The following is a 26,618-nucleotide window of genomic DNA, read 5'->3' as shown; positions in this document are numbered from 1 at the left end:
ACCAGCCGCCACCTCGGGTGTTCCCTCCGAGCGGGGGACAACTAGTCTGGTGGCGTGACCGACACCCACTTCGACACCCTCGTCCTCGGCGCCGGCCCCGGTGGCTACGTCGCCGCGATCCGCGCAGCCCAGCTCGGCCAGAAGGTGGCCGTGGTGGAGGAGAAGTACTGGGGAGGTGTCTGCCTCAACGTCGGGTGCATCCCGTCCAAGGCCCTGCTGAAGAACGCCGAGCTGGCGCACACGCTCCAGCACGAGAAGGCGAAGTTCGGCATCGAGGGCGACGCCACCATGGCGTTCGGCCCCACCCACAAGCGCAGCCGCGACGTGAGCGCCGGCATCGTCAAGGGCGTCCACTTCCTGATGAAGAAGAACAAGATCACCGAGATCGACGGCTGGGGCACCCTGACCAGCACGACCGGCATCGACGTCAAGGACAAGGACGGCCAGACCACCGGCTACACCTTCGACAACCTGATCCTCGCCACCGGCGCCACGGTGCGCCTCGTGCCGGGCGTGGAGCTCAGCGACAACGTGGTGACCTACGAGGAGCAGATCCTCACCGACCAGCTGCCGGGCTCGATCGTCATCGGCGGCTCCGGCGCGATCGGCGTGGAGTTCGCCTACGTGATGGCCAACTTCGGCGTCGACGTGACGATCGTGGAGTTCCTGGACCGGATGGTCCCCACCGAGGACGCCGACGTGTCCAAGGAGCTGCTCAAGCACTACAAGAAGCTCGGCGTGAAGGTGCTCACCTCCACCGCGGTCAAGAAGGTCGAGGACACCGGCTCGGGCGTCAAGGTCACCATCGCGCCCGCGGCGGGCGGCGACGAGCAGGTGCTCGAGGCCGACAAGTTCCTCGCGGCCTTCGGCTTCGCCCCGCGCGTGAAGGGCTTCGGCCTCGAGAACCTCGGCGTCGCGGTCTCCGAGCGCGGTGCCATCGAGATCGACGACTACTGCCGCACCAACGTCGACAACGTCTACGCGATCGGCGACTGCACCGGCAAGCTGATGCTCGCCCACGTCGCCGAGGCGATGGGCATCGTCGCCGCCGAGACGATCAACGGCGCCGAGACGATGCCGGTCGAGTACGACTTCGTGCCGCGCGCGACCTACTGCATGCCGCAGATCGCGTCGTTCGGCTACACCGAGGCCCAGGCCAAGGAGAAGGGCTACGACGTCAAGACCGCGACGTTCCCCTTCACGGCCAACGGCAAGGCGATGGGCCTCGGCGAGGCGTTCGGCTTCGTGAAGGTCGTCGCCGACGCCGAGCACAACGAGATCATCGGCACCCACATGATCGGCCCCGACGTCACCGAGCTGCTGCCCGTGATGACCCTGGCCCAGAAGTGGGACCTGACCGCCGACGAGGTGGCGCGCAACGTGTTCGCCCACCCGACCCTGGGCGAGGCCGTCAAGGAGGCCGTCCACGGCATCGCCGGTCACATGATCAACCTCTGAGGCGTGCTGCATGAGTGATCACATCGTCATCATCGGCGGTGGCCCCGGCGGCTACGAGGCCGCCCACGTCGCCGCGCAGCTCGGCGCCGAGGTCACCGTGGTCGACACCGACGGCGTCGGCGGCTCCGCGGTCCTCACCGACTGCGTGCCGAGCAAGACCCTCATCGCGACCGCCGAGCTGATGACCGACATGGCGACGGCGCAGGAGCTGGGGGTCAACTTCCACGACCTCCAGGGCGACGCGGCGACGACGATCAACGTCGACCTGGCCCGGGTCAACGCCCGGGTCAAGCAGCTCGCGGCCGACCAGTCGAGCGACATCGCCGCCCGTCTCGACCGCGACGGCGTACGCGTGCTGACCGGTCGCGGCCGCCTCGGCCCCGACCTGACGGTGGTCGCCACGACGCCCGACGGCGAGGAGACGCTGCAGGCCGACGCCGTCATCGTCGCGACGGGCGCCGCGCCGCGCACGCTGCCCAGCGCGCAGCCCGACGGCGAGCGGATCCTCACCTGGGAGCAGGTCTACGACCTCACCGAGGTGCCCGAGAAGCTCATCGTGGTCGGCTCGGGCGTCACCGGGGCGGAGTTCGCCAGCGCCTACCTCTCGCTCGGCATCGACGTGACGCTGGTCAGCAGCCGCGACCGGGTGCTGCCCGGCGAGGACGCCGACGCCTCGGCCGTGCTGGAGGACGTGCTCACCCGCCGCGGGATGAACGTGCTCGGCCGCTCGCGCATGCAGTCGGTCACCCGCGACGGCGACGAGGTCACCGTGACCCTCACCGACGGCCGCACGGTCACCGGCAGCCACTGCATCCTCGCGCTCGGCTCGGTGCCCAACACCGCCGACCTCGGGCTCGAGGAGGCCGGCGTGGCGGTCGACGAGGGCGGCTTCATCGCCGTCGACCGGGTCTCGCGCACCTCGGCCCGCGGCATCTACGCCGCGGGCGACTGCACGGGCGTGCTGATGCTCGCCTCGGTGGCGGCGATGCAGGGCCGGATCGCGATGTGGCACTTCCTCGGCGACGCGGTCGCGCCCCTCGACCTCAAGAAGGTCTCCTCCAACGTCTTCACGTCCCCGGAGATCGCCACGGTCGGGTGGTCGCAGCAGGCGGTCGACGCCGGCGAGATCGACGCGGAGGTCGTGACCCTGCCGCTGGCCGGCAACGCCCGCGCCAAGATGCAGGGCGTGCGCGACGGCTTCGTCAAGCTCTTCTGCCGCCCCGGCACCGGCATCGTGGTCGGGGGAGTGGTGGTCGGTCCCCGCGCCTCCGAGCTCATCCATCCGGTGTCGGTGGCGGTCGCGGAGTCGCTGACCGCCGACCAGCTCGCCCACGCGTTCACGGTCTACCCGTCGATGAGCGGCTCGATCGCCGAGGCCGCCCGCCGCCTCCACCACGTCTGAGTCCCGACGCCGGCTCGGACCCGTCCGTCCCGGCCCGTCGTCCCCGCACCCCCTGTAACCTCGGGGGTTCGACGTTCGTCCTCGGGGGAGAAGCCACATGAAGACCCGTTCCCGCCTGCTGCTGCCGCTCACGCTCGCCGTGAGCGCGCTGCTGCTGCCCGCAGCGGTCTCCGCGCCCGCGTCGGCGGCCGAGCCGCGCCAGCGCGTCGAGGCCTGGACCACGCCCGGCAGCACGGCGATCACCATCACCGGCCACGGCTACGGTCACGGGCGCGGCATGTCGCAGTACGGCGCCCTGGGCGCGGCCACGCAGGGCCTCACCTGGCAGCAGATCAACGAGTTCTACTACCCCGGCACCACGTGGGGCCAGGTGCGCGGCAAGATCCGCGTGCTGATCACCGCCGACACCGGCCGCGACGTCCAGGTCGTGGCCGAGCGGGGGCTCAAGGTCACCAGCCTCGCCCGCGGACGCACCTGGCGGATCCCGCAGCTGCCGGCGAAGAAGTGGCGCCTCGTCGCGCAGGGCGACCGCACCGCGGTCCAGCGCACCAAGGGCGGGGGATGGCGCACGTGGAAGACGTTCCGCGGCGAGGGCGAGTTCCGCGCCGCCGACGGCCGGCTCACCCTGGTGCTGCCCGGCGGCCGGCGCGACTACCGCGGCACCCTGCAGTCGGTCGCGCCCCGCCAGGGCGGCAAGCGCCAGACCGTCAACCGCGTCGGCATGGAGGCCTACCTGCGCGGCGTCGTGCCGCAGGAGGTGCCGGCGCTCTGGGAGCCCGCGGCGGTCAGCGCCCAGTCCGTCGCGGCCCGGACCTACGCTGCCTTCGAGCGCTCCCACCCCGCCGCCTCCCACTACGACCTCTGCGACACCGCGCTGTGCCAGGTCTACGGCGGCGCCGACGTCGAGCACCCGTCCGCCACCGCGGCCATCCGCGCCACCGCCCGCCAGGGCCTCTTCCACGGCGGCCGCCCGGCGTTCACCCAGTTCTCCGCCAGCAACGGCGGCTTCTCCTCGGCCGGGTCGATGCCCTACCTCGTGGCGCAGGCCGACCCGTACGACGGCGTCGCCAACCCGAAGTACTCCACGTGGTCGACGACCATCGACGACACGCAGGTCGAGAAGCACTGGCCCGACCTGGGCGACCTCACCGGCATCGAGGTCGTCTCCCGCGACGGCAACGGCGACTGGGGCGGTCGCGTGAGCGAGATGGCGTTCGTCTTCACCGGCGGCCGGGCCACCCTCAGCGGCGACACCGCCCGCTCCTACTTCGGCCTCTACTCCGACTGGTTCACCTTCGCCGTGACCCCGCGCCAGAACGGCCCCGCCCGCCAGTGACCCGACGCTTCCGGCTCGCTGCGGCGCTCGCCGCACTCGCCCTCGCCGCCTCGGCGTGCGACTCCGGCCAGGCGGCAGGTGACGGCGAGCCCGACCTGCCCGACCTCGGCATCGGCACCGAGACCAGCGACATCGACTACGTCGCGCTGGGCGACTCGTTCTCGGCCGGCCCGTTCATCGGCACGATGCGCACCGACCCACAGGGCTGCGCCCGGTCCAAGGACAACTACCCGGCCTTCCTCGCCGACTGGCTCGAGGTCGCGAGCTACACCGACGTGACGTGCTCCGCGGCGACGACGGCCGACCTCTACGAGCCGATGCTGACGTTCGACGGCAACACGACCCCTCCGCAGCTCGACGCAGTCTCGGCCGACACCGACCTGGTCACCCTCGGGATGGGCGGCAACGACTTCGGGATCTACGAGGCGCTGATCCAGTGCCAGGCCGGCGCCGGCGCCGCGTGCCCGGTCGACCGGCTGCGCACCGACGCGGGCAAGGTCGCCGGACGGATCCAGCAGGCGGTGCGACGCATCAAGCGCGCCGCGCCCGACGCCGAGGTGCTGGTCGTCGGCTATCCCGACATCCTGCCGAGCGACGGCACCTGCCGCGCCGTGGGCGTGCCCGCCGACGTCCTCCGGCCGGTGGCGGAGGTCGCCGGGCTGCTCAACGACTCGCTGCGCACGGGCGCGCGGGCCGCCGGGGCGACCTACGTCGACATGGCGGCGGTCTCCGATGGCCACGACGTGTGCGCGAAGGGGCGGGCGTGGGTCAACGGCCCGCGGTTCCGCGCCGGCATCGCCGCGCCGTTCCACCCCAAGGTCAACGGCATGCGCGCCGTGGCGAGCGAGGTCTACCGCGAGGTGACGGGCGAGGACCCCGAGGTCACCGAGCACGCCGAGCCCGACCCCGACGTGGTCGTCGTCAACGAGAGCTGATCGCCAGCACCAGGTCGCCGCCCTCGACGGCCTGCGTGGAGCGCACCGCGAGTCGTTGCACCGTGCCGGCGACGGGGGCCGTGATCGCCGCCTCCATCTTCATCGCCTCGATCGTCGCGACCGTCTGGCCCGCCTCGACGGCGTCGCCCTCGGCCACGGCCACGGTCACCGCGCCGTCGTAGGGGGCCGCGACGTGGCCGGGCTCGGCCGGGTCGGCCTTCTCGGCGGAGGCGACGTCGGCGGAGATGCTGCGGTCGCGCACCTGCACCGGGCGCATCTGGCCGTCGACGGTGGCCATCACGTTGCGGATGCCGCGCTCGTCGGGCTCGCTGATGGCCTCGACGGCGAACAGCATCTCGCGTCCCTCGCGCACCTGCACGCGGTGCTCCTCGCCGCGACGCAGGCCGTAGAGGTAGTCGAGCGTCGAGACCGCCGACAGGTCGCCGTAGGCGGCGCGCGACTCCTCGAACGCCGCCGTCGGGCCGGGGAAGAGCAGCTCGTTGAGCGCCCCGCGGCGGTCCTCGGCGAGGCGGGCCTGCTGCTCGCCGGTGAGGCTCTCGCTCGGCTGCTTCCACGTGCGGCCGGCGAGCGCCTTGGTGCGGAACGGCTCGGGCCAGCCGCCCGGCGGGTCCCCGAGCTCGCCGTTGAGGAAGCCGATCACCGAGTCCGGGACGTCGTACGACGCGGGGTCGGCCTCGAAGTCGGCCGGGTCGGCGCCCGCGGCCACGAGCGCCAGGGCCAGGTCGCCGACGACCTTGGAGGAGGGCGTCACCTTCACGACGTTGCCGAGGATGTCGTTGGCGGCGGCGTACATGTCCTCGACCTGCTCGAACTTCTCGCCGAGGCCGAGCGCGATGGCCTGCTGGCGCAGGTTGGACAGCTGGCCGCCGGGGATCTCGTGGCGGTAGACCCGTCCGGTCGGGGACGGCAGCCCCGACTCGAAGGGCGCGTAGACGCGTCGCACCGCCTCCCAGTAGGGCTCCATCGCGTTGACCGCGGCCAGCGACAGCCCGGTCTCCCGCGCGGAGTGGTCGGTCGCGGAGACCAGGGCCGACAGGGCGGGCTGAGAGGTGCCGCCGGCCATCGACGCGCACGCGGCGTCGACGGCGTCGACCCCGGCCTCGATCGCCGCGACCAGCGTGGCCAGCTGGCCGCCGGGGGTGTCGTGGGTGTGGAGGTGCACCGGCAGGTCGAAGCGCTCGCGCAGCGCGGTGACCAGGGTGCGGGCGGCGGGCGCGCGCAGCAGGCCGGCCATGTCCTTGATCGCCAGCACGTGGGCGCCGGCGTCGACGATCTGGTCGGCGAGGCGGAGGTAGTAGTCGAGCGTGTAGAGCTTCTCGCCGGGCGAGGACAGGTCGCCGGTGTAGCAGAGCGCGACCTCGGCCACGGACGTCCCGGTGGCGCGGACGGCGTCGATCGCCGGACGCATCTGGGAGACGTCGTTGAGGGCGTCGAAGATGCGGAACACATCGATGCCGGTCTCGGCCGCCTCCTGCACGAACGCCTCGGTGACCTCGGTCGGGTAGGGCGTGTAGCCGACGGTGTTGCGCCCGCGCAGCAGCATCTGCAGGCCGACGTTGGGGATGGCCTCGCGCAGCGCGGCGAGCCGCTCCCACGGGTCCTCGGACAGGAAGCGGAGCGCGACGTCGTAGGTCGCCCCGCCCCAGCACTCGACCGACCACAGCTCGGGTGTGGTGCGTGCGACGTGGTCGGCGACCGCGAGGAGGTCGCGGGTGCGGACGCGGGTGGCGAGCAGCGACTGGTGGGCGTCGCGGAACGTGGTGTCGGTGACCGCGACCCGGTCCTGGGCGCGCAGTCGGCGGGCGAACTCCTCGGGTCCGACCTCGCGGAGCAGCTGCCGGGTGCCGTCGGGCACGGGCTGGGAGCGGTTGAGCTGCGGCAGCTTGCTCACCGGCGCGACGCTCACGGGGGCGGGGCCGTGGGGCTGGTTGACGGTGACGTCGGCGAGGTAGGCCAGCAGCTTGGTCGCGCGGTCGCGACCGGGGTTGGCGTCGAGCAGCTGGGGGTGGTCCTCGATGAAGGAGGTGGTGACGCCCCCGGCCGCGAAGTCGGGGTCGGCCAGCACCGCCTGGAGGAACCCGACGTTGGTGGCGACGCCGCGGATGCGGAACTCGAGCAGCGCCCGGCGGGCCTTCTGCACGGCGGCCTCGAAGGTGCGGCCGCGGCAGGTGAGCTTGGCCAGCATCGAGTCGAAGTGGGGACTGATCTCGGCGCCGGAGTAGGTGGTGCCGCCGTCGAGCCGCACGCCGGGACCGCCGGGGGAGCGGTAGGTGGTGATCCGGCCGGTGTCGGGACGGAAGCCGTTCGCGGGGTCCTCGGTGGTGATGCGGCACTGCAGCGCGAAGCCGCGCGGGCGCACCGAGTCCTGGGTCAGGTCGAGGTCGGCCAGGGTGGCGCCGGCCGCGATCAGCATCTGCGACTGCACGAGGTCGACGGCGGTGACCTCCTCGGTCACCGTGTGCTCGACCTGGATGCGGGGGTTCATCTCGATGAAGACGTAGCGCCCGGCGGGGTCGAGGAGGAACTCGACCGTGCCGGCGTTGGTGTAGCCGATCTCGCGGGCGAAGCGGACCGCGTCGGCGCAGATGCGCTCACGCAGCTCCGGGTCGAGGTTGGGCGCCGGGGCGATCTCGATGACCTTCTGGTGGCGGCGCTGCACCGAGCAGTCGCGCTCGTAGAGGTGGATGACCCCGCCGTCGGCGCCAGTTGCGTCCGCGAGGATCTGCACCTCGATGTGGCGCGGGTCGACGACCGCCTGCTCGATGAAGACGGTCGGGTCACCGAAGGCGCCCTCCGCCTCGCGCATGCAGGTCTCGATCGCCTCGCGGAGGTCGGTCCGGTCCTCGACACGCCGCATGCCTCGGCCCCCGCCACCGGCGACCGCCTTGACGAACAGGGGCGCCTCGATGCGCTCGGCGGCGGCGAGGAGCGCCTCGACGTCGGTGGACGGCGGGACGGAGTCGAGCACGGGCACGCCCGCGGCGCGGGCCGCCTCGATCGCCCGCGCCTTGTTGCCGGTCAGGGTGAGCACCTCGGCGCTGGGGCCGATGAAGGTGATGCCGGCGGCGGCGCACGCCTCGGCGAGGGCGGGGTTCTCCGACAGGAAGCCGTAGCCGGGGTAGATCGCGTCGGCCCCGCACTGCACCGCCACGTCGACGATCGCCTGCGGGTCGAGGTAGGCGCGCACCGGGTGGCCCACCTCCCCGATCTGGTAGGCCTCCTCGGCCTTCATCCGGTGCTCGGACCCGCGGTCCTCGTAGGGGAAGACGGCCACCGTGCGCGCGCCGATCTCACGCGCGGCGCGGAACGCCCGGACTGCGATCTCGCCACGGTTGGCGACGAGCACCTTGGAGAACATGGCCGCACGCTATCGACCGGCGGTGTGACCTGGGTTACCCGTCCGTACCCCGGGCGCGCCGCTCACGCGGCGCCGCGCTGCTCCTCGCGCCACCACGCCACCGTCTGCGCCACGCCCTCGGCCAGCGGGGTGGGGGCGAGGCCGAGCCGGCGCTCGCTCTCGGTCGAGTCCATGACGAACGCGCGCGCGAACATGTAGCCGGTCTCCGCCATCTCCCGCACCTGGCGCGAGAGCAGGCCCGCGGCGCCGAGCACCGGCACCGGGATCGAGGCGACCCGGGGCGTCCGGACGCCGGCCGCCGCGGCCACCATCTCGACCAGCCGGCGCTGCGTGGGGGCCGGAGCGGTGGGGGCATGCAGGAACGAGTCCCACAGGTCCTCGCGCGCTGCGGCCGTGATCATCGCCGCCGCCAGGTCGGGGACGTAGGTGAACGAGTGGGGCTGGTCGGGGCTGCCCAGCACCCGCATGGTCCGCCCGGCGAGGACGGTCGGCACCATCCGCTCGCCCGCGTGGGCGTTGCGGACGAGCGGACCGTAGAAGTCGGAGGCGGCCACGCTGACCGTCGGGGTGGGGGAGGCGTCGCGCCGGGCCAGCAGCTCGGTGCGGACCCCGAGCTTGCCGGTGGTCGCGGTGCGCGGGGTGGACTCGGTGATCACCCCCGCCACCGGGCCGTAGGCGTAGAGGCTCTCGGGGAAGACGACCACGGCCCCCACCCGTCCCGCCGCCTCGAGCACGACCCGCTCGGCCTGCGGCAGCTCGGCGCGCCAGACGCGGGCGTCGTACGCGGAGCCGTGGATGCAGTGGTGGACCGCGACCGCACCGGCGAACGCGTCGTCCAGCGCCTCGGGGCGCGAGACGTCGACGCGGCGCCGCTCGACGAGGGGGTGGACCGGGCCGCTGCCCGAGCGGGTCAGCAGGCGGACCCGGTGGCCGGCGTCGGCCAGCTGCAGGGCGACGGTCGAGCCGACGGGGCCGGCTCCGGTGACGACATGGACGGGGTGGATCGGGTGGACGGGGTGGGTGGGGTGGGCGGTGGCGCTCATGCGGATCTCCTCAGGAAAGAGAGAGCGGTGCTCTCGGTTCGACCATCATGGCGACGTCCGACGACAAAAGCAAGAGCACCGCTCTCTTTCGCCACTCATGCTCACGGATGTGCGAGACTCGAGGCATGCCTGAGACCACGCCGCGCGCCCGGGCCCGCGAGCAGACGATGCGCGACATCGTGCGGATCGGTCGTGAGCACCTCGCCACCGACGGTGCCGCCGCCCTGTCCCTGCGGGCGGTCGCCCGCGACCTCGGGGTGGTCTCGTCGGCCGTCTACCGCTACGTCGCGAGCCGCGACGAGCTGCTCACGCTGCTGGTCGTCGACGGTTACGACGAGCTGGGGGACGCCGTGGACGCGGCGCTGGCCGGCGTGGACCGGGGCGACCACGCCGGTCGCATGCGCGCGATCGCCCGGGCCACCCGCGCGTGGGCGCTGCGCGAGCCCGCGACGTACGCCCTGCTGTTCGGCAGCCCGGTGCCCGGCTACGAGGCGCCGGCCGAGCGGACGACCGGGCCCGGCACGCGGGTGGTCGTGCGGCTCGTGGAGGTGTGGGACGACGCGTGGCGCGCGGGCGCGATCGTGGTCGACGACGCGCCGCTGGAGCCGCCCCGGCTGTCGCGCGACCTGGCCCGGATCCGCGAGGAGGTGCAGATCTCCGCGCCCGACCGGCTGGTCGCCCGCGGCCTCTTCGCGTGGGCCGCGCTGTTCGGCTGTGTGTCGTTCGAGGTGTTCGGCCAGTACGGAGCCGACACGTTCACCGACCCCGAGGAGGTCTTCGAGCACCACCTCGACGTGCTGGTCGGCACCGTCGGGCTGGGGTGAGCGCCCCCGATCCCGTCAGCCCCTGAGCCGCAGGGCGGCCGCGGCGAGACAGCTCAGGGCGCCGGCCGAGGTGAGGCAGCGCGCGATGTTGAGCGCGACCCAGCGCGACTCGAAGTCCGCGCGGACCGCGGCGAGGTCGGCGATCGCGTCGACGCGCCCGGCGGCCGCGAGGGCGTCGTTGAGCGGGACGTTCCCGGCGGCGGTGATCGCGACGGTCGCCACCGCCAGCGCCGTGGCCGCGATCGCCCAGGGCCGCGCCTGGCCTCCGCCCAGGACCGTGACGGCGCCCGCGAGGACGGGCGCCGCGACGAAGGTCGTGAGGAAGACCGGGTTCACGATCGCGACGTTGACCTGCTGCATGGTGGACACGAAGGTGCGGTCGTCCACCCGCGCCAGGCCGGGCATCACGCCGGTGGCCCACGTGAAGTAGGTGCCCGCCTGCAGCCCCGCGACCAGCGTCGCGGCGACGGTGACGGCGAGGACGGATCCGTGCGGGGCGCTGGCGGCGACGGTGCTCGAGAGGGTGTCGACCTGGAGGTGGTGGCTGCTGGGCATGGCACCCAGTCCATCGCGACGGGTGGAGGTACGCCATGGTCGAGGAGCGCGCGGGCATGTGCGTTCGTCTACTGTGAGGCATGGACGCTCTCACCGGACTGCTCGACGGACCTCGCGCCCGGCGCGCCTTCCTGCTCCGGATCCTGCTCGACCCGCCTTGGTCGCTGCGGCTCGCGGACGAAGCGCCGCTGTCGGTGACCTCCGTCGTGCGGGGTCACCTCTGGGTGCGCCCCGACGGGGAGGAGCCGGTACGCCTGGCGGCGGGGGACGTCGTGGTGTGGGTGGGCGGCGAGCACTGGACGATCTCCGACGACCCCGGCACCCCCGACCAGGTCGTCATCCACCCCGGCCAGGTCTGCACCACCGTCGACGGGCACGTCGTGGTCGAGGAGATGAGCCAGGGCGTGCGCAGCTGGGGCAACAGCGCCGTGGGCGAGACGGTGCTGCTCACCGGGGTCTACCAGCTCGAGGGCGAGGTCACCCGCAGGCTCGTCCGGTCCCTGCCGCGGACGCTGGTGCTGCGCGCCGACGAGCTCGACACGCCCCTGCTCGACCTGCTGGGGGAGGAGGTCGTGCGGGACGCCCCGGGACAGGAGGCGGTGCTCGACCGGCTCCTCGACCTGGTGCTCATCACCCTGCTGCGCACCTGGTTCGCCCGTCCGCGATCCGGGGCGCCGGCGTGGTACGCCGCGCAGGCCGACGCCGTCGTGGGCCCCGCGCTGCGCCTCATGCAGCAGCATCCCGCGCACCCGTGGTCCGTGGCCGACCTCGCCGCGCGCGCCGGGGTGTCCCGGGCGGGCTTCGCCCGCCGGTTCACCGAGCTGGTCGGCGAGCCGCCGATGGCGTTCCTCGTCGACTGGCGCATCAGCCTGGCCGCCGACCTCCTCCTCGAGCCCGACGCGACGCTCGCCTCGGTCGCGCGCCGGGTCGGCTACGCCAGCCCCTTCGCGCTGAGCGCGGCGTTCAAGCGCGAGCGGGGGATCAGCCCGCGCGACCACCGGCGGGCGGGCGGGACCCCCACGGCCCGGGCGACGTAGGGCTCAGCGCGCCAGCGCCCGCCCGACCGCTCGCCCCGAGAAGATGCAGCCGCCGAGGAAGGTGCCCTCGAGCGCGTTGTGGCCGTGCACCCCGCCGCCACCGAACCCGGCGACCTCGCCCGCGGCGTACAGGCCCGCGACCCGGCTGCCGTCCGCCGCGACGCACCGGCCGTCGAGGTCGGTCTCCAGGCCACCGAGCGTCTTGCGGGACAAGATGTTGAGGCGTACGGCGATGAGCGGGCCGTGGGCCGGGTCGAGGATCGCGTGCGGCTTGGCGACGCGGATCAGCCGGTCGGTGCGGCTGCGGCGGGCGTTGTGGATCGCCATCACCTGCACGTCCTTGGCGAACGGGTTGGCGACCTGGCGGTCGCGCGCCTCGACCTGCGTGCGGAGCTGGTCGGCGTCGAGCAGCGGCCCGCGCGAGAGCTCGTTCATCCCGCTCACCAGCTCCTCGAGGGTGTCGGCGACGACGAAGTCGACCCCGCGCTCCTTGAACGCCTCGACCGGGCCGGGCGCGCCCTTGGCGAGGCGGCTCTGCGCGAGGAACCTGAGGTCCTTGCCGGTGATGTCGGGGTTCTGCTCGGAGCCCGACAGCGCGAACTCCTTCTCGATGATCGACTGCGTCAGCACGAACCACGAGTAGTCGTGCCCGGCGGCGAGGACCTGCTTCATCGCACCGATCGAGTCGGCACCGGGCACGCCCGACATGCCCTCGAGCCGCTTCCCGGTGGCGTCGAACCACATCGACGACGGACCGGGAAGGATCCGGATGGCGTGGTCGGGCCAGACGGGGTCCCAGTTGTGGATGCCCTCGACGTAGGCCCACATCCGGTCGCGGTTCACCATCCTCGCCCCGGCGGTCTCGGCGATGCCCTGCATCCGGCCGTCGACGTGGGCGGGCACGCCGGAGATGAGGTGCTCCGGTGCCGGCCCGACGCGGTCGGTGGGCCAGTTGCGGCGCATCAGCTCGTGGTTGTGGCCGATGCCGCCGGAGGTCACGACGACGGCGGGAGCGCGGTGCTCGAAGTCGCCGGCCGCGCCGCGGCTCGACCGCACGCCGCGCGCGGCGTCGTCCTCGACGAACACCGTGCCGCGTACGCCCACCACCGCGCCGTCCTCGACGACGAGCTCGTCGACGCGGTGGCGGAAGCCGAACCGCACCAGCCCGCGCTCCTCGGCGCGCTGCACGGGCTCGGCGAAGATCCGCACCACCTCCGGGCCGGTGCCCCACGTGAGGTGGAAGCGCGGCACGGAGTTGCCGTGGCCGCCCGCGCGGCCGTCACCGCGCTCGGCCCAGCCCACGAAGGGCAGCGAGCGCAGGCCGAGGGCGCGCAGGTAGTCGCGCTTCTCGCGGTGGGCGAAGTCGACGTACGCCCGCGCCCACTGCTGCGGCCAGAAGTCCTCGCCGCGCCGGGGGCCGTCGGTACCGTCACCGAGCCGGTCGAACTGCGCGGAGCCCTGCCAGTCCTGCCAGGCCAGCTCGGGGGAGTCGGTGATGCCCATCCGGCGCTGCTCGGGGCTGTCGACGAACAGCAGCCCGCCGAGCGACCACCAGGCCTGTCCGCCGAGGTTGTGGCGGTTCTCCTGGTCGAGCACCAGCACCCGCCTGCCCGCCAGGGCCAGCTCGTGGGTGGCGACCAGGCCCGCGAGGCCGGCGCCGACCACGATGACGTCGGGGACGAAGGTCTCGCTCATTCGGGCTCCTGGCCGGGGTGGCTCAGTCCTTGATCTCGCAGATGACGGCGCCGTTGGTGACGGTGGCGCCGACCTCGGCCTGGAGCCCGGTGACGGTGCCGGCCTTGTGCGCCTTGAGCGGCTGCTCCATCTTCATCGCCTCCATGACGACGATGGTGTCGCCCTCGGCGACCTCGTCGCCCTCGGCGACGACGACCTTGACGATGGTGCCCTGCATGGGAGAGGTGACGGCGTCGCCCGAGGCCGCGGCGCCGGCCTTCTTGGCTGAGCGCTTCGGCTTCTTCGACCCGCCTGCGCCGCCGTTGCCACCGCCGGAGAGGCCGCCGAGCCCGGCGGGGAGGACGACCTCGAGGCGCCGGCCGCCGACCTCGACGGTGACCGTCTGCCGCTCGCCGGGGCCGTCGGCCTCGGCGCTGTCGCCGGCGTAGGGCTCGATCTGGTTGTCGAACTCGGTCTCGATCCACTGGGTGTAGACGCTGAACTCGCCCTCCCCGGTGGGCGTGGAGGCGCCGACGTAGGCCGCGTCGCGCACGACCGCGCGGTGGAACGGGATGACGGTGGGCATGCCGTCGACGACGAACTCGTCGAGCGCGCGCCGAGAGCGCTCGAGCGCCTGGGTGCGGTCCTTGCCGGTGACGATGAGCTTGGCGATGAGGGAGTCGAACGAGCCGGGGATCGTCTCGCCCTGGTCGTAGCCGCCGTCGAGGCGTACGCCGGGACCGGCGGGCGGGTGCCACCGGGTGAGGGTGCCGGGGGCGGGCATGAAGTTGCGGCCGCCGTCCTCGGCGTTGATGCGGTACTCGATGGAGTGGCCGCGGACCTCGGGGTCGCCGTAGCCGAGCTCCTCGCCCGCGGCGATGCGGAACATCTCGCGCACGAGGTCGATGCCGGTGACCTCCTCGGAGACGCAGTGCTCGACCTGCAGGCGCGTGTTGACCTCGAGGAAGGAGATGGTGCCGTCCTGGGCGACGAGGAACTCGCACGTGCCGGCACCGTGGTAGCCGGCCTCGGTGAGGATGCGCTTGGAGGACTCGTAGAGCTCGGCGACCTGCTCGTCGGTGAGGAACGGCGCGGGGGCCTCCTCGACGAGCTTCTGGTTGCGGCGCTGCAGCGAGCAGTCGCGGGTCGACACGACGACCACGTTGCCGTGCTGGTCGGCCAGGCACTGGGTCTCGACGTGGCGGGGCTTGTCGAGGAACTTCTCGACCAGGCACTCGCCGCGACCGAAGGCGGTGACCGCCTCGCGGACCGCGGACTCGTAGGCGTCGGGGATCTCCTCGAGGGTGCGGGCGACCTTGAGGCCGCGGCCGCCGCCGCCGAAGACGGCCTTGATCGCGACCGGGAGACCGTTGGCCTTGGCGAACTCGACGACCTCGTCGGCGTCCTTGACCGGGTCCTTGGTGCCGGGCGCGAGCGGCGCCTTCGCCCTGTCGGCGATGTGCTTGGCCTTCGCCTTGTCGCCCAGCGCCTCGATCGCGGCCGGCGGGGGGCCGATCCAGATGAGCCCGGCGTCGATGACGGCCTGGGCGAACTCGGCGTTCTCGGCGAGGAACCCGTAGCCCGGGTGGATGCTGTCAGCGCCCGAGCGCTCGGCGATCGCGATGATCTTGGCGATGTCGAGGTAGGACTCGGCCGGGGTCGCGCCGCCGAGGGAGTGGGCCTCGTCGGCGAGGCGGACGAAGAGGGCGTCGCGGTCCGGGTCGGCGTAGACCGCCACCGAGCCGATGCCGGCGTCCTTGCAGGCGCGGATGACGCGGACGGCGATCTCGCCACGGTTGGCGATGAGGACCTTCTTCAAGCTCACGCGAGGACTCCTGGGTAGGGCGGCGCAATGTCCGTGGGGTGGTTCGCTCGGAGGCTATCGCGCTCCGAGGGCGGTGCGACCGGCTGCCCGTTGCGCGGGCCCCACGCCCCGCGCGGAGGCGATGCCGGCTGTGAGCGACGACACAAGGAGAGCCACGAGTGGTCCATCGCGACGCCCGGGCCGGGGCGCCGGGACGTGGAGGTGCCGCCGGTGGTCGCGGAACGCTTCGCGGCCACCCCGGAGAGGCCGACGACGCATCGCTCCACGCCGTCGAGGCGACCGTGACTGTTGTCTGCGTCACTCGCGGGGTTAGCGATCGCTAACCTCTGGCGATAGGGTGCGAGTCATGACCTTCGAGCTGTCCCCCGAGCACGAGCAGTTCCGCCGCAGCGTCCGCGACTTCGCCGAGGCCGAGATCGCACCGCATGCTGCGCAGTGGGACCGCGAGCACCACTTCCCGACCGACGTGGTGCAGAAGATGGGCGCGCTGGGCCTGATGGGCCTGACCGCTCCCGAGGAGTTCGGGGGCGCCGGGATGGCGGGGGAGGACGGCGGGTTCACGTCGTTGTGCCTGGCGATCGAGGAGATCGGCCGCGTCGACCAGTCGATGGGCATCACGCTCGAGGCTGCTGTGGGACTCGGGATCAACCCGATCCTCACGTTCGGCACCGACGAGCAGAAGAAGACGTGGCTGCCCGAGCTCGTCGCCGGCGAGAAGGTCGCCGGATTCGGGCTCACCGAGCCCGGCGCCGGCTCCGACGCGGGCGCGACGCGGACCAGGGCCGTCCTCAAGGACGGCGAGTGGGTCGTCAACGGCTCGAAGCAGTTCATCACCAACTCCGGCTCGGCCATCACTTCGCTGGTGACGATTACCGCCCGCACCGGCGCGCGGGCCGACGGTCGTCCCGAGCTCTCGACCATCATGGTCCCCTCCGGCACGCCCGGCTTCACCGCCGAGAAGGCCTACGACAAGCTCGGCTGGCACGCCTCCGACACGCATCCGCTCTCGTTCGCCGACGCGCGGGTGCCCGAGTCGCACCTGCTGGGCGAGCGAGGCCGCGGCTACGCCCAGTTCCTCGCCACGCTCGACGACGGCCGCGTCGCCATCGCGGCCCTGGCCGTCGGCTGCATCCAGGCGTGCCTCGACATGTCGCTGGAGTACGCCGGCGAGCGGCAGACCTTCGGCGGCCCGATCGGTCGCAAGCAGGGCCTGGCCTTCCAGGTCTCCGACCTCCAGGTGATGCTCGACGCCTCGCGCCTCCTGACCTACAAGGCGGCGGCGATGAAGGACGCGATGGACGCAGGTGGGGTGGTCTCGATGGGTGCCTTCAAGCAGGCCGCCGCGGTCGCCAAGCTCTACGCCACCGAGTCGGCCGTGACTGCGACGCGCATCGCGACGCAGGTCTTCGGCGGCTACGGGTTCATGGAGGAGTACCCGGTCGCGCGGTTCTACCGCGACGCGAAGGTCCTCGAGATCGGCGAGGGGACCTCGGAGGTCCAGCGGATGCTGATCGCGCGAGGCCTCGGCCTGCCGGTCGAGTGAGCGCCAGCGGGCGTTGCGTGTCGGTCAGGTGGAGCGTGGGGCGTACATGATCACCGCGACACCGACCAGGCAGACCACGGCGCCCGCGAGGTCGTAGCGGTCGGGTCGGAACCCGTCCACCGCCATGCCCCACGCGAGCGAGCCGGCCACGAACACGCCGCCGTAGGCCGCGAGGATTCGCCCGAAGTTGGCGTCGGGCTGCAGCGTCGCGACGAGGCCGTAGAGGCCAAGGGCGATGAAGCCTGCGCCGACCCAGAGCCATCCGCGGTCCTCACGGATGCCCTGCCAGACCAGCCAGGCGCCGCCGATCTCGGCCAGGGCGGCGAGGGCGAAGAGGACGAGCGACATCACGACGGACATGCCCGGGAGTCTGGCAGGCCGAGCTGCTGCGCCCCGGCCCCAGCGCCCCACCCGCGGCTCAGCCGGTGAGGACGTAGTCGATGTGAATCGGTGGCACCGACCGGCGCCGGATCGTGGCGATCGGTGGCGGCCTCGTGGTGAACGTGCGGCCGGTGGGGAGGGTCGTGGTCACGCTCCCGTCCGGCCCGGGCCTGGCCCGCCAGCGGTGGGCCTTCTTCGCGTAGTTGCAGGCCTCGCACAGTCCCTGGGCGTTGAGTGCGGACGTCGGACCGCCGGCGGCGTGCGGCTCGACGTGGTCGACGTGGCGCACCGGCGCGTCGCACCACGGGCTGCGGCAGGTGCGGTCGCGCAGGCGGACGAAGCGGGCGAGGCTGCCGCGGAACGTGCGCGTGCGGGCGTCCATCGTGACGAGCTCGCCGGTCGTCGGCGAGGCGTAGAGGCGGCGGATGCTCACCTCCTCCTCGGCGGTGAGGGCGCCGCACACGATCTCGCGCGCCAGCTCGGCGGGGATCGGGCCGAAGCCCTCGAGGTGCGCCTCGTCGTCGGCACCGCCGAAGAGCGCGTGGTCGCTCATCACGACGCCCAAGGCGACCGGGGTGACCGGGACGCACGCCGGGCCGGCCGTGGCGTCGCCGAGCACGGTGGCGACCAGCAGGTCGGCCATGACCTGGCCCCGCCCGCGCTCCTCGCCCCGCGCTCGGGCTCGGTCGGCCTCGCCGGTGAGCGCGGTGTAGACGGCCACGCCGTCCTTGACCGGGAGCAGGGCGGTGAGCCAGGTCATCGCGTCGGGCGCGGGACGCAGCGTCACGCGACGCTCGGACTCAGCGTGTCGGCGCCGCGCCACGCACGCCGCCGGGTCGAGCCGCTCGGACTCCGTGCGCAGCCGCGCGAGCAGCCGGCGCGGGCTGAGCTGCTCGAGCACGTCAGGGTCGCTCGCGATGATCTCGTCCACGGCGAGCCGGTGCTCGAGCGGCAGGCAGGCGGTCTCGCGGGCGATGACGGTGGTGGTCCACTCGTCGATGCGGCCGTCGCGCCACGCCGCCCACGTGTGCGGCAGCTCGGCCGGGACGACCCGGGCGAGGCTGACGTGCCGACGGCCGCGGTGGGGCGACTCGCGCCGCGCGGCCGCGACGACGTTGCCCACGCCGGCGCCGAGCTCTTCGGGCCGCGCGCCGGCATCGGCCTGCTCCTGCGTGAGCAGTTCGTCGAGCCGACCGGTGAGCTCGGCCTGGACGGCACTCACCATCCGCCCGAGCGTCTCGAGCTCGCCGAGCAGGTCGACCAAGGCCGCCGTGCCGAGCTGCGGCGCGGTCGCCACCGCGGCCCGCAGCTGCCCTCGCATCGCCGCGACGTCGACGCCGACGTCGGGGGTGGCGTTCTGCAGCGGGCCGGTGGTCATGGCACCACCGAAGCATCCGCTCCGGACAGGCCGACCCGCTCGTGGCGGCCGGCTGTGGAGAGCCGCCCCTCCCGACCGCCTGTGGACGGTTGCCGGCGTACTTCTCCTCCTCCCGGCGGATCCGGCTGACCGTCGACCGATCTACCCTCGCTCCATGCCGAGCACGAGCCAGCGCGTCCTCACGTGGTTGGGCGTCGACGACGAGTGGGAGCGGCCGAGGCCGCCGATCGGTCGCCAGGACGTCGTGCTCGCCGCGAGCGTCGAGGCAGTCAGCGTGCTGGCGCTCGAGCTGGTGCGCAGCGCCGGCGGCTTCGAGCACGCCGACGGACCGGTGTGGGCGCAGTGGCTCGCCGTGTCCACGGGGGCCGCGCTGCTGCTCGGTCGCCGGAGGTGGCCGCTCGTCGTGGCCAGCCTCGCGGCGCTGCACATGTTCGTCGCCGGGGTGACGATGCCCCTGGTGATGGGGCAGCTCTCGCTGCAGATCGTCTACTTCGTCGCGCTGCTGTCCGGCGTCGCCTACGCCCGCGACAGGCGGGCCATGGTGATCGTCATCGGCACGATCCTGCTGTTCATGTTCGCCTGGATCACCTGGCAGTTCGCCGTGGGATCGGCGGCGCAGGAGATGATCGACGAGTTCGAGGACACCGAGCGCGTGGGGGTGTTCGCGCCGATCCCCGCTGCGGTCGCCATGACCCTCCTGGTCAACGTCATCTACTTCGGCGGCGCCATCGTCGGCGGCGGGGTGTCGTGGCGGGCCGCGCGACTGCGGATGCGCCTGCAGGAGCAGGCCGCCACGATCTCTGCCCAGGCGGGTCGGCTGCGCGAGCAAGCCGTCGTCGACGAGCGCCTGCGGATCGCCCGCGAGCTGCACGACGTGGTCGCCCACGGGGTGTCCGCGATGGGTATCCAGGCCGGCGCCGCGCGGCGGGTCCTCGACCGCGACCCCGACGCCGCGCGTACGGCCCTCTCGCACGTGGAGGACGCCTCCCGCGACGCGCTCACCCAGATGAGGCGCCTGCTCGGCACGCTGCGCGCGGGCTCGCCCGATGGCGGGGCCGGGGGCCGACCCGGGGGTGGGCCCGACGGCGCGCACGCCGGCACCGCGGCGCGTACGTCGGAGGCGGGCGTGGACGACCTCCCCGACCTGGTCGCGCAGACCTCCCGACAGGGCCTCGCCGTGCGCCTCGACGTCGTGGAGGAGCAGTCGTGCGCCGCCAGCAGGCTGCCGCGCGGGATCGGGCTGGCCATCTACCGCACCGTCCAGGAGGCGCTGACCAACGTGCGTCGGCACAGCACCGCCGACGCCGTCTCGGTGGTGGTCCGCGTCGACGAGGCGGCGGCGTACGCCGAGGTCGAGGTCGTCGACAACGGGCGGCCGCGGCACGGTACCTCCGGCAGCGGACTGGGCCAGCTCGGCATCCGGGAGCGGGCGGCCACGCACGACGGGCAGGTCGACATCGGCCCTCGCGTGACCGGCGGCTACCGCGTGCGCGTGCGCTACCCCCTGGCGGCGTCGTGACCGACCGACCGCTCACCGTGCTCCTCGTCGACGACCACGCGATGGTGCGCTCCGGCTTCGCCATGGTGCTGTCGGTCGAGGACGACATCGAGGTCGTGGGCGAGGCGTCCGACGGCATCGAGGCGATCGAGCGGGCGCGCGCCACCCGTCCCGACGTGGTGCTGATGGACGTCCAGATGCCGCGGATGGACGGCATCGAGGCGACCCGCCACCTCGTCGCCGACGACCTCGGCCACGTCGTGATCGTCACGACCTTCGACCGCGACGACTACCTCTTCGACGCCCTCCGGGCGGGGGCGAGCGGCTTCCTGCTGAAGAACGCCGGCCCGGAGCAGCTGCTCGACGCCGTACGCGCGGCCGGCCGCGGGCACGCGCTGCTCGCACCGGAGGTGACGCGCCGGGTGATCGCCGAGATGGCCGGGGGCGTCGGCGACGCGGCGTCGGCAGGCGGGTCGAACGCCCCGGTCCGGGCCGAGCCCAAGGAGCTCGCGCTGCTCACGGCCCGCGAGCGGGAGGTGCTGGTGCTGCTGGGCCGGGGACTGTCGAACGGCGAGATCGCCGCGACGCTGGTGCTCGGGGAGGCGACGGTCAAGACGCACGTGTCCAACCTGCTCGCCAAGCTGCACCTGCGCGACCGCGTGCAGGCGGTCATCTACGCCTACGAGGCCGGCCTCATCCTCCCGGCGGAGGACTGAGCCAGGACGGTCGCACCTCCACCTCAGAGCTCCCTCCGGCGGCGGATCACAGGCGGGTCGCGCGCCACTAGCGTCGTCGCCATGCTGGAGATCAGGGAGCTGACCAGACGGTTCGGTGCCAACACCGCCGTCAACCACGTGTCGTTCGAGGTGCCGGCCGGGCAGATGACCGGCTTCGTCGGCGGCAACGGCGCGGGCAAGACCACGACCATGCGGATGATCATGGGGGTGCTCGGCATCGACGAGGGCGAGGTGCTGTGGCACGGCCGGCCGATCACCCGGCTGGACCGCCGCCGCATCGGCTACATGCCCGAGGAGCGCGGCCTCTATCCCAAGCAGCCGATCCTCGACCAGCTCGTCTACATCGCCCAGCTCAAGGGCATGGACCGCTCCGCGGCCCGCACCGAGGTGGCCGAGCTGCTGGAGCGGTTCGGCCTGGGCGAGCGGACCAAGGACCACCTGGAGAAGCTGTCGCTGGGCAACCAGCAGCGGGTGCAGATCATCGCCTCGGTGCTGCCCAGGCCGGCCGCGCTCGTGCTCGACGAGCCGTTCTCGGGCCTGGACCCGCTGGCGGTCGACTCGATGGTGGACCTGCTGCGCGACTACACCCGCGACGGGGTGCCGGTCCTGTTCTCCAGCCACCAGCTCGACCTCGTCGAGCGACTGTGCGACCGCCTGGTCGTGCTGTCCCACGGACGCCGGGTCGCCGCCGGGACGGTCGCGGAGCTGCGCGACGCGGGGGTGCCGCGCTTCCGCCTCGTCCTCGGCGGCGACGCCGGTTGGGTCCGCGGCCTGAGCGGGCTCGAGGTGCTCGACCTCGACGGCGCGACCGCGCTGGTCGAGGTCCACCAGGACGGTGCCGAGCAGCACCTCGTCGCCGAGGCGACCAGCCGCGGCCACGTCCACGAATTCGTCCGGGTCCGCCCGGCCCTGAGCGAGATCTACCGGGAGGCCACCGCATGAGCACCCACGACGACACCCGAGACGCACGTGGGTCGACCGGCGAGCCGCCCTGGCTGCTGGTGACCCGCCGCGAGGTCGTCTCGCGGATCACCGACAAGTCGTTCCTCCTCGGCACCGCCTTCATGGTGCTGCTGATCGCCGGCTTCATCGGCTTCACCGCCTGGCAGGAGGAGCGCACCGACGAGGTCACCCTCGCCGCGACCCCGGACGCCGTCGCGATGGCGACCGCGATCGCCGACGGCGCGCCGCAGGTCGACGACCGGGTGGTGGTCACCCTGCTCGAGGTCGACGACGCCGACGCGGCGGAGACGGCGCTCCTCGACGACGAGGCCGACGCCTGGCTGCACCCGGCGGACGACGGCTGGCAGCTGACGTCGGAGTCGAGCGAGCAGGACGGGCTCACCGACGTGGCGCGCGCCATCGTGCAGCAGCAGGTCCTCGCCGACAACGCTGCCGACGCCGGCACCACCGTCGAGGCGCTCCAGGCGGGCAGCACCGTGTCGACCGACTTCCTGCGCGGTGACGCCGAGCGGGCCGGGGTCGCCGAGGCGGTCGGCTTCGTGTTCGTCTTCCTCTTCTACTTCGCCGCCCTCACCTTCGGCATGCAGCTCGCGTCGTCGGTGATCGAGGAGAAGCAGAGCCGCATCGTGGAGATCATCGCCGCCGCGATCCCGCTGCGGCACCTGCTGGCCGGCAAGGTGCTCGGCAACACGGCGCTGGCGCTGATCCAGCTGCTGGTCTACCTCGTGGTCGGGCTGGTGGGGATGTCGTTCACGCCGTTCAAGTCCTACGTCCCAGCGCTGTCGGGGCCCACCGCCTGGTTCATCGCGTTCTTCTTCGCCGGCTTCGTGGCGCTCGCCTGCCTCTGGGCGGTCGCCGGCTCCCTCGCCTCGCGCACCGAGGACCTGCAGGCGACGTCGACGCCCCTGACCATGCTGATGCTCGTGATGTTCTTCGGCGGCCTCTCGCTCGACGGCCGCGGTCAGGTGATCGCGTCGTTCGTGCCGCCCGTGTCGGCGGTCGTGATGCCGAAGCGGATCCTGGCCGGCGGGGTCGAGTGGTGGGAGCCACTGCTGGCGCTGGGCCTGCTGGCCGTGTTCGCCGCGATCACCGTCTGGGTGGGCGAGCGCCTCTACCGGCGGGCCCTGCTCCAGACCGGTGGACGCGTCAGCCTCCGCCAGGCCTGGGCCGCCGCCGAGTGAGCCGGGCGCGGGGACCTCGGCAGGCGGGCACCTAGAAGAGGTCCACCACCGACGAGGTCCCCGCGACCACGGCCCAGAAGCGCAGGCCGCGCCCCAGCAGGCCGGTCACCATGAAGATCCAGAACGGCACGCGCAGGGTGCCGGCGAGCACGCCGGTGACGGCGTACGGCGGGATGCCGGTGCTCGCGGACACGAAGAGCAGCCCGGCCGTGAACCACGGGCGACCCTCCGCGCGTTCGTGCCACTTGTCGAGCGAGGCCCGGACCTTAGGCTTCTCCAGGTGCTTGCGGATCCACGGAGCGCGGTCGAGGTGCATGCCGCCCCAGTACCAGATGATCTTGCCGAGCATCTGGCCGATCGTGGCGGCCACGAGCAGCCCCCAGGCGCTGCCGGGCGACTGGCTCACCGCGACCACGAGGATCGCCTCGATGTTGATCAGGGGAAGCAGGGCGGACGCCATCGAGGCGCCCAGGATGCTCCAGAACAGCATCAGCGGATGGCCCCGGGGACGGGAAGGCCGATCCTGGCCAGGCGGTGCAGGGACACGCACTTGAGCACCAGCAGCGCCGTGGCGATCGCCAGGCCGACCCACATCCAACCGGTCACGAGCAGCAGCACGGCGAACAGCGCGCTGTTGACGGCCTTGGCGGGCTTGGACCAGTTCCACAGCCAGATCGTCCGGTCGACGACGAAGAAGTAGTTGGGGCTGCGGATCGGCCAGGCCAGGAACGCGATCGACAGGAAGCAGTCGATCACCATGAACTCGGCCAGGTAGACGAAGATCGCCGGTGACAGGTCGGGCTGCAGCCACGCGAGCCCGATGTAGAACGCCGCAGCGTTGAAGCGGTCGCACATGATGTCGAGGACCGCGCCGATGCGGGTCTCGCAGTCGCGCACCCGGGCGTAGAAGCCGTCGAGCATGTCGCCGACCCAGTAGACGACCAGGGCGACGACCAGCAGGGTCAGGCTCTCCTGGTAGGCGGCCATGGCCGCGAGGACGACGGAGGCCACGGTGCGCACGCCGGTGATGACCGTCGCGCCGGTGAGCAGCCGCTCCTCCCGTACGCCGTACCGGTCGCCGGGGGCCGCCTGCGACGCCGCTGCGTCTGGCTCCACCCCACTTCCCACGTGTGGATGCTATCGGGTCAGGTCCACAGGTCCGTCCACGCATGCCCCAGCTCGAGCACGAGGTCGCGCAGGAGGGGCAGGCTGACGCCCACCACGTTGTGGTGGTCGCCCTCGATCCCACGGACGAACGCGCCGCCGAGCCCGTCGATGGTGAACGCGCCCGCCACGTGCAGCGGCTCGCCGGTCGCGACGTAGGCGTCGACCTCCGCGTCGCTGACGTCCGCGAAGTGCACGAGGGTCGAACCGGTGGCCGCGACCGCCCGCCCGGTCGCCGGCTCGCGCAGGCCGTGGCCGCTGTGCAGCACCGCGGTGCGCCCGCGCATCGCGCGCCAGCGCTCGCGTGCCTCCTCGGCGTCTCGGGGCTTGCCGAGCGCCTCGCCGTGCCCGGGAGTGCCCGGCGGCACCTGCAGCTCGAGCACCGAGTCGCAGCCGAGGACGAGTGCGCCGGGAGGTAGGTCGTCGCGCGCGGCCACGGCGGCGCACTTGAGCTCGGCGAGCCGGAGCGCGAGCTCGGCGGGGGCCAGCCCGGTCAGCTGCGTCTCGTCGACCCCGCTCACCACGACCGTCGGCTCGATCCCGGCGGCGCGGAGCGTCGCCAGGCGGGCGGGGGAGGCGGAGGCGAGGACGAGGGGGACCCGGGCGGTCACAGCCGCCCCAGCGCCGCGCGGAGCGGGTCGAGGCCGAGCGAGCCCAGGTCGAGGGCCGCCCGGTGGAAGGCCCGGAGGTCGAACGCGTCGCCCTGGCGCCGGCGCACCTCGGCGCGCGCGTCGAGCCAGATCCGCTCGCCGACCTTGTAGGACGGCGCCTGGCCGGGCAGGCCGAGGTAGCGCTTGACCTCGAACTGGATGACCTCGTCGTCCATCCGGCAGTGCAGCCGCATGAACTCCAGGCCCAGCTCGGGCGTCCAGGTCTCGCCCGGGTGGAAGGGCGCGCCGCCGGGCCCGAGCCGGTTGTCCTCGGGGATCCTCAGCTCGAGGTGCATCCCGATGTCGACGATGACGCGCGCCGCGCGCAGCGACTGCCCGTCGAGCATCCCGAGCAGGTCGGCCGGGTCGTCGAGGAAGCCGAGCTCCTCCATCAGCCGCTCGGCGTAGAGCGCCCAGCCCTCGCCGTGCCCGCTGCACCAGCACATGAGGCGCTGCCAGCGGTTGAGGGTGTCGCTGCGGTAGGCCGTCTGGGCGACCTGGAGGTGGTGGCCCGGGACGCCCTCGTGGAAGACGGTGGTGACCTCGCGCCAGGGGTGGAAGTCCTCGATGCCGTCCGGCACCGACCACCACATGCGGCCCGGACGCTGGAAGTCCTCCGACGGGCCGGTGTAGTAGATGCCGCCGTCGTTGGTGGGGGCGAGCATGCACTCGATGCGCCGGATCGGGGGCGGGATGTCGAAGTGCACGTCGGCCATCGCGGCGATGGTGCGATCGGCGAGGTCCTGCATCCAGTCGCGGAACGCCTCGCGGCCGTGGACGACGCGGTCCGGGTCGCCGTCGAGGTGGGCCACCGCGGTGGCGACGTCGGCGCCGGGGAGGATCCGCCCGGCGGTGGCGTCCATCAGGTCGGAGAGCCGCTGCAGCTCGCTCCAGCCCCAGGCGTAGGTCTCGTCGAGGTCGACCTCGGCGCCGAGGAAGTAGCGGCTGGCGAGCGCGTAGACCTCGCGGCCCACGCCCTGCCGTTCGCGGCCCTGCGGCTCGAGCTCGTCGGTCAGGAACAGCCCGAAGGCCGCGGTGGCGGCGCTCGCGGCTCCGGCGAGCGCACGCAGGTGGGTCGCGTCGCCGCCGTCGAGGCGCTCGACGAGGTTGAGGTAGAAGTCGCCCGCCTCGCCCGTCTGCCCGGTCCAGCGGCGCACCTGCTCGGCCACCTCGGCGTACTGCCGGGCGGCGACGACGTTGCCGCGGCGCGCCTCGTCGGAGAGCGTCACCCGCAGGCCCTCGAGGGCGGCCGGCACGCCGGCGAGGCGCGAGGCGATCGCGGCGACGGCCGCCTCGCCCTCGGTGGGCATCAGGTCGAAGACCCCGCGGATCTCGTGCAGTGGGCTCCACAGCACCGACATGCGCGAGCGGTTGACGCCCGCCTCCTCCAGCTCGATCTCCAGCCGGGTGCGCTCGAGGAACGAGTCGCGCGCCGCGGTCTCGCGGTCGTCGGCCGGGGTGGCCGCCTCGACCGCGGCGACGGCCCGGCGCGCCAGCTCGAGGCGGGCGTCGAAGCCCGCGGGGGAGTAGTCGGTCAGCTCGTGCTCGTGCCCGGCCACCCCGATCGAGGTGGCGGTCAGCGGGTCGAGGGCGCAGTAGTCCTCGACGTAGGCGTTGCAGAGGGTGTCGACGGTGCGTGGGCTCACGGCGCGACC

22 protein-coding genes are annotated in these 26,618 nt (G+C 73.1%); 11 read left to right on the top strand and 11 right to left on the bottom strand.

Features of this window, described 5'->3' with window-relative positions; genetic code table 11:
- The first annotated feature begins 54 nt into the window (after positions 1-54).
- From lpdA to AC4H2S_RS15345, 4 genes are all read left to right on the top strand, one after another.
- Positions 55-1,458, top strand: a complete 1,404-nt coding sequence (gene lpdA / locus AC4H2S_RS15360; protein WP_491497843.1) for a dihydrolipoyl dehydrogenase — start codon at positions 55-57, stop codon at positions 1,456-1,458.
- A 10-nt stretch (positions 1,459-1,468) separates the two neighbouring features.
- Positions 1,469-2,860, top strand: a complete 1,392-nt coding sequence (locus AC4H2S_RS15355) for an NAD(P)H-quinone dehydrogenase (protein ID WP_491497842.1) — start codon at positions 1,469-1,471, stop codon at positions 2,858-2,860.
- A 97-nt stretch (positions 2,861-2,957) separates the two neighbouring features.
- Entirely contained in the window at positions 2,958-4,196 is a 1,239-nt protein-coding gene (locus tag AC4H2S_RS15350) for a SpoIID/LytB domain-containing protein (protein WP_491497841.1), read from the top strand.
- On the top strand, positions 4,193-5,131 hold the full coding sequence (locus AC4H2S_RS15345; RefSeq protein WP_491497840.1) for an SGNH/GDSL hydrolase family protein: 939 nt from the start codon (positions 4,193-4,195) through the stop codon (positions 5,129-5,131). Before AC4H2S_RS15350 ends, AC4H2S_RS15345 begins: the two co-directional genes overlap by 4 nt.
- Here the strand turns inward: AC4H2S_RS15345 and AC4H2S_RS15340 are convergent.
- Entirely contained in the window at positions 5,118-8,510 is a 3,393-nt protein-coding gene (locus AC4H2S_RS15340) for a pyruvate carboxylase (RefSeq protein ID WP_491497839.1), read from the bottom strand. The genes AC4H2S_RS15345 and AC4H2S_RS15340 overlap by 14 nt on opposite strands.
- A 62-nt stretch (positions 8,511-8,572) precedes the next feature.
- Positions 8,573-9,553 carry an NAD-dependent epimerase/dehydratase family protein gene (locus AC4H2S_RS15335; protein WP_491497838.1) on the bottom strand — a complete coding sequence of 327 codons (981 nt, stop codon included), beginning with the start codon at positions 9,551-9,553 and terminating at the stop codon, positions 8,573-8,575.
- Between the two features lie 125 nt (positions 9,554-9,678).
- Here AC4H2S_RS15335 and AC4H2S_RS15330 point away from each other — a divergent pair, with 125 nt between their 5' ends.
- Positions 9,679-10,377 carry a TetR/AcrR family transcriptional regulator gene (locus AC4H2S_RS15330; protein ID WP_491497837.1) on the top strand — a complete coding sequence of 233 codons (699 nt, stop codon included), beginning with the start codon at positions 9,679-9,681 and terminating at the stop codon, positions 10,375-10,377.
- A 15-nt stretch (positions 10,378-10,392) separates the two neighbouring features.
- On the opposite strand, the gene AC4H2S_RS15325 is transcribed toward AC4H2S_RS15330, so the two are convergent.
- Complete coding sequence (locus AC4H2S_RS15325; protein ID WP_491497836.1) at positions 10,393-10,932, bottom strand: anthrone oxygenase family protein; 540 nt, start codon at positions 10,930-10,932, stop codon at positions 10,393-10,395.
- 80 nt (positions 10,933-11,012) lie between these two features.
- Between AC4H2S_RS15325 and AC4H2S_RS15320 the strand changes: the two genes are divergently transcribed.
- Positions 11,013-11,969, top strand: a complete 957-nt coding sequence (locus AC4H2S_RS15320) for an AraC family transcriptional regulator (protein ID WP_491497835.1) — start codon at positions 11,013-11,015, stop codon at positions 11,967-11,969.
- A gap of 3 nt (positions 11,970-11,972) precedes the next feature.
- Here AC4H2S_RS15320 and AC4H2S_RS15315 read toward each other — a convergent pair whose 3' ends face one another.
- Positions 11,973-13,664: an FAD-binding dehydrogenase gene (locus AC4H2S_RS15315; protein ID WP_491497834.1), complete on the bottom strand. Its 1,692-nt coding sequence runs from the start codon at positions 13,662-13,664 to the stop codon at positions 11,973-11,975.
- A gap of 22 nt (positions 13,665-13,686) precedes the next feature.
- A complete protein-coding gene (locus tag AC4H2S_RS15310) occupies positions 13,687-15,468 on the bottom strand; it encodes an acetyl/propionyl/methylcrotonyl-CoA carboxylase subunit alpha (RefSeq protein ID WP_491497833.1) in 1,782 nt (593 codons plus the stop codon).
- Positions 15,469-15,814: 346 nt separating this feature from the next.
- Here AC4H2S_RS15310 and AC4H2S_RS15305 point away from each other — a divergent pair, with 346 nt between their 5' ends.
- Positions 15,815-17,011 (top strand): acyl-CoA dehydrogenase family protein, encoded by a 1,197-nt coding sequence (locus AC4H2S_RS15305; protein WP_491497832.1) that lies wholly within the window; start codon positions 15,815-15,817, stop codon positions 17,009-17,011.
- Positions 17,012-17,035: 24 nt separating this feature from the next.
- Here AC4H2S_RS15305 and AC4H2S_RS15300 read toward each other — a convergent pair whose 3' ends face one another.
- Positions 17,036-17,371, bottom strand: a complete 336-nt coding sequence (locus tag AC4H2S_RS15300) for a YnfA family protein (RefSeq protein ID WP_491497831.1) — start codon at positions 17,369-17,371, stop codon at positions 17,036-17,038.
- 58 nt (positions 17,372-17,429) lie between these two features.
- On the bottom strand, positions 17,430-18,770 hold the full coding sequence (locus AC4H2S_RS15295) for an HNH endonuclease (RefSeq protein WP_491497830.1): 1,341 nt from the start codon (positions 18,768-18,770) through the stop codon (positions 17,430-17,432).
- A gap of 154 nt (positions 18,771-18,924) precedes the next feature.
- Between AC4H2S_RS15295 and AC4H2S_RS15290 the strand changes: the two genes are divergently transcribed.
- The 4 genes from AC4H2S_RS15290 (at position 18,925) to AC4H2S_RS15275 (ending at position 23,149) form a co-directional block, all read left to right on the top strand.
- On the top strand, positions 18,925-20,289 hold the full coding sequence (locus tag AC4H2S_RS15290) for a sensor histidine kinase (protein WP_491497829.1): 1,365 nt from the start codon (positions 18,925-18,927) through the stop codon (positions 20,287-20,289).
- On the top strand, positions 20,286-20,984 hold the full coding sequence (locus AC4H2S_RS15285) for a response regulator (protein ID WP_491497828.1): 699 nt from the start codon (positions 20,286-20,288) through the stop codon (positions 20,982-20,984). The genes AC4H2S_RS15290 and AC4H2S_RS15285 overlap by 4 nt, the downstream gene beginning before the upstream one ends.
- 81 nt (positions 20,985-21,065) lie before the next feature.
- Positions 21,066-21,947, top strand: a complete 882-nt coding sequence (locus tag AC4H2S_RS15280) for an ABC transporter ATP-binding protein (RefSeq protein ID WP_491497827.1) — start codon at positions 21,066-21,068, stop codon at positions 21,945-21,947.
- Positions 21,944-23,149: an ABC transporter permease gene (locus AC4H2S_RS15275; RefSeq protein ID WP_491497826.1), complete on the top strand. Its 1,206-nt coding sequence runs from the start codon at positions 21,944-21,946 to the stop codon at positions 23,147-23,149. Before AC4H2S_RS15280 ends, AC4H2S_RS15275 begins: the two co-directional genes overlap by 4 nt.
- A 31-nt stretch (positions 23,150-23,180) precedes the next feature.
- On the opposite strand, the gene AC4H2S_RS15270 is transcribed toward AC4H2S_RS15275, so the two are convergent.
- From AC4H2S_RS15270 to AC4H2S_RS15255, 4 genes are read right to left on the bottom strand one after another with little or no spacing between them, the layout of a single operon-like run.
- A complete protein-coding gene (locus AC4H2S_RS15270) occupies positions 23,181-23,639 on the bottom strand; it encodes a YqaA family protein (protein WP_491497825.1) in 459 nt (152 codons plus the stop codon).
- Positions 23,639-24,277, bottom strand: a complete 639-nt coding sequence (locus AC4H2S_RS15265) for a CDP-alcohol phosphatidyltransferase family protein (RefSeq protein WP_491497824.1) — start codon at positions 24,275-24,277, stop codon at positions 23,639-23,641. Before AC4H2S_RS15265 ends, AC4H2S_RS15270 begins: the two co-directional genes overlap by 1 nt.
- A 17-nt stretch (positions 24,278-24,294) precedes the next feature.
- On the bottom strand, positions 24,295-24,924 hold the full coding sequence (locus AC4H2S_RS15260) for a Maf family protein (RefSeq protein WP_491497823.1): 630 nt from the start codon (positions 24,922-24,924) through the stop codon (positions 24,295-24,297).
- Positions 24,921-26,609: a DUF885 domain-containing protein gene (locus AC4H2S_RS15255; RefSeq protein WP_491497822.1), complete on the bottom strand. Its 1,689-nt coding sequence runs from the start codon at positions 26,607-26,609 to the stop codon at positions 24,921-24,923. Before AC4H2S_RS15255 ends, AC4H2S_RS15260 begins: the two co-directional genes overlap by 4 nt.
- Positions 26,610-26,618 lie beyond the last annotated feature (9 nt).

Source organism: Nocardioides sp. Z13_37, assembly GCF_058355585.1.
Note: the sequence above shows the minus strand (reverse complement) of the source record. Positions and strands in the feature narration are given on the sequence as shown.

Bases quoted from the DNA above. Each gene is read 5' to 3' on its own strand.
- AC4H2S_RS15355 (WP_491497842.1), top strand. From the start codon at position 1,469: ATGAGTGATCACATCGTCATCATCGGCGGTGGCCCCGGCGGCTACGAG.
- AC4H2S_RS15350 (WP_491497841.1), top strand. From the start codon at position 2,958: ATGAAGACCCGTTCCCGCCTGCTGCTGCCGCTCACGCTCGCCGTGAGC.
- AC4H2S_RS15340 (WP_491497839.1), bottom strand. From the start codon at position 8,510: ATGTTCTCCAAGGTGCTCGTCGCCAACCGTGGCGAGATCGCAGTCCGG.
- AC4H2S_RS15335 (WP_491497838.1), bottom strand. From the start codon at position 9,553: ATGAGCGCCACCGCCCACCCCACCCACCCCGTCCACCCGATCCACCCC.
- AC4H2S_RS15330 (WP_491497837.1), top strand. From the start codon at position 9,679: ATGCCTGAGACCACGCCGCGCGCCCGGGCCCGCGAGCAGACGATGCGC.
- AC4H2S_RS15325 (WP_491497836.1), bottom strand. From the start codon at position 10,932: ATGCCCAGCAGCCACCACCTCCAGGTCGACACCCTCTCGAGCACCGTC.
- AC4H2S_RS15320 (WP_491497835.1), top strand. From the start codon at position 11,013: ATGGACGCTCTCACCGGACTGCTCGACGGACCTCGCGCCCGGCGCGCC.
- AC4H2S_RS15315 (WP_491497834.1), bottom strand. From the start codon at position 13,664: ATGAGCGAGACCTTCGTCCCCGACGTCATCGTGGTCGGCGCCGGCCTC.
- AC4H2S_RS15305 (WP_491497832.1), top strand. From the start codon at position 15,815: ATGACCTTCGAGCTGTCCCCCGAGCACGAGCAGTTCCGCCGCAGCGTC.
- AC4H2S_RS15300 (WP_491497831.1), bottom strand. From the start codon at position 17,371: ATGTCCGTCGTGATGTCGCTCGTCCTCTTCGCCCTCGCCGCCCTGGCC.
- AC4H2S_RS15295 (WP_491497830.1), bottom strand. From the start codon at position 18,770: ATGACCACCGGCCCGCTGCAGAACGCCACCCCCGACGTCGGCGTCGAC.
- AC4H2S_RS15290 (WP_491497829.1), top strand. From the start codon at position 18,925: ATGCCGAGCACGAGCCAGCGCGTCCTCACGTGGTTGGGCGTCGACGAC.
- AC4H2S_RS15280 (WP_491497827.1), top strand. From the start codon at position 21,066: ATGCTGGAGATCAGGGAGCTGACCAGACGGTTCGGTGCCAACACCGCC.
- AC4H2S_RS15275 (WP_491497826.1), top strand. From the start codon at position 21,944: ATGAGCACCCACGACGACACCCGAGACGCACGTGGGTCGACCGGCGAG.
- AC4H2S_RS15270 (WP_491497825.1), bottom strand. From the start codon at position 23,639: ATGCTGTTCTGGAGCATCCTGGGCGCCTCGATGGCGTCCGCCCTGCTT.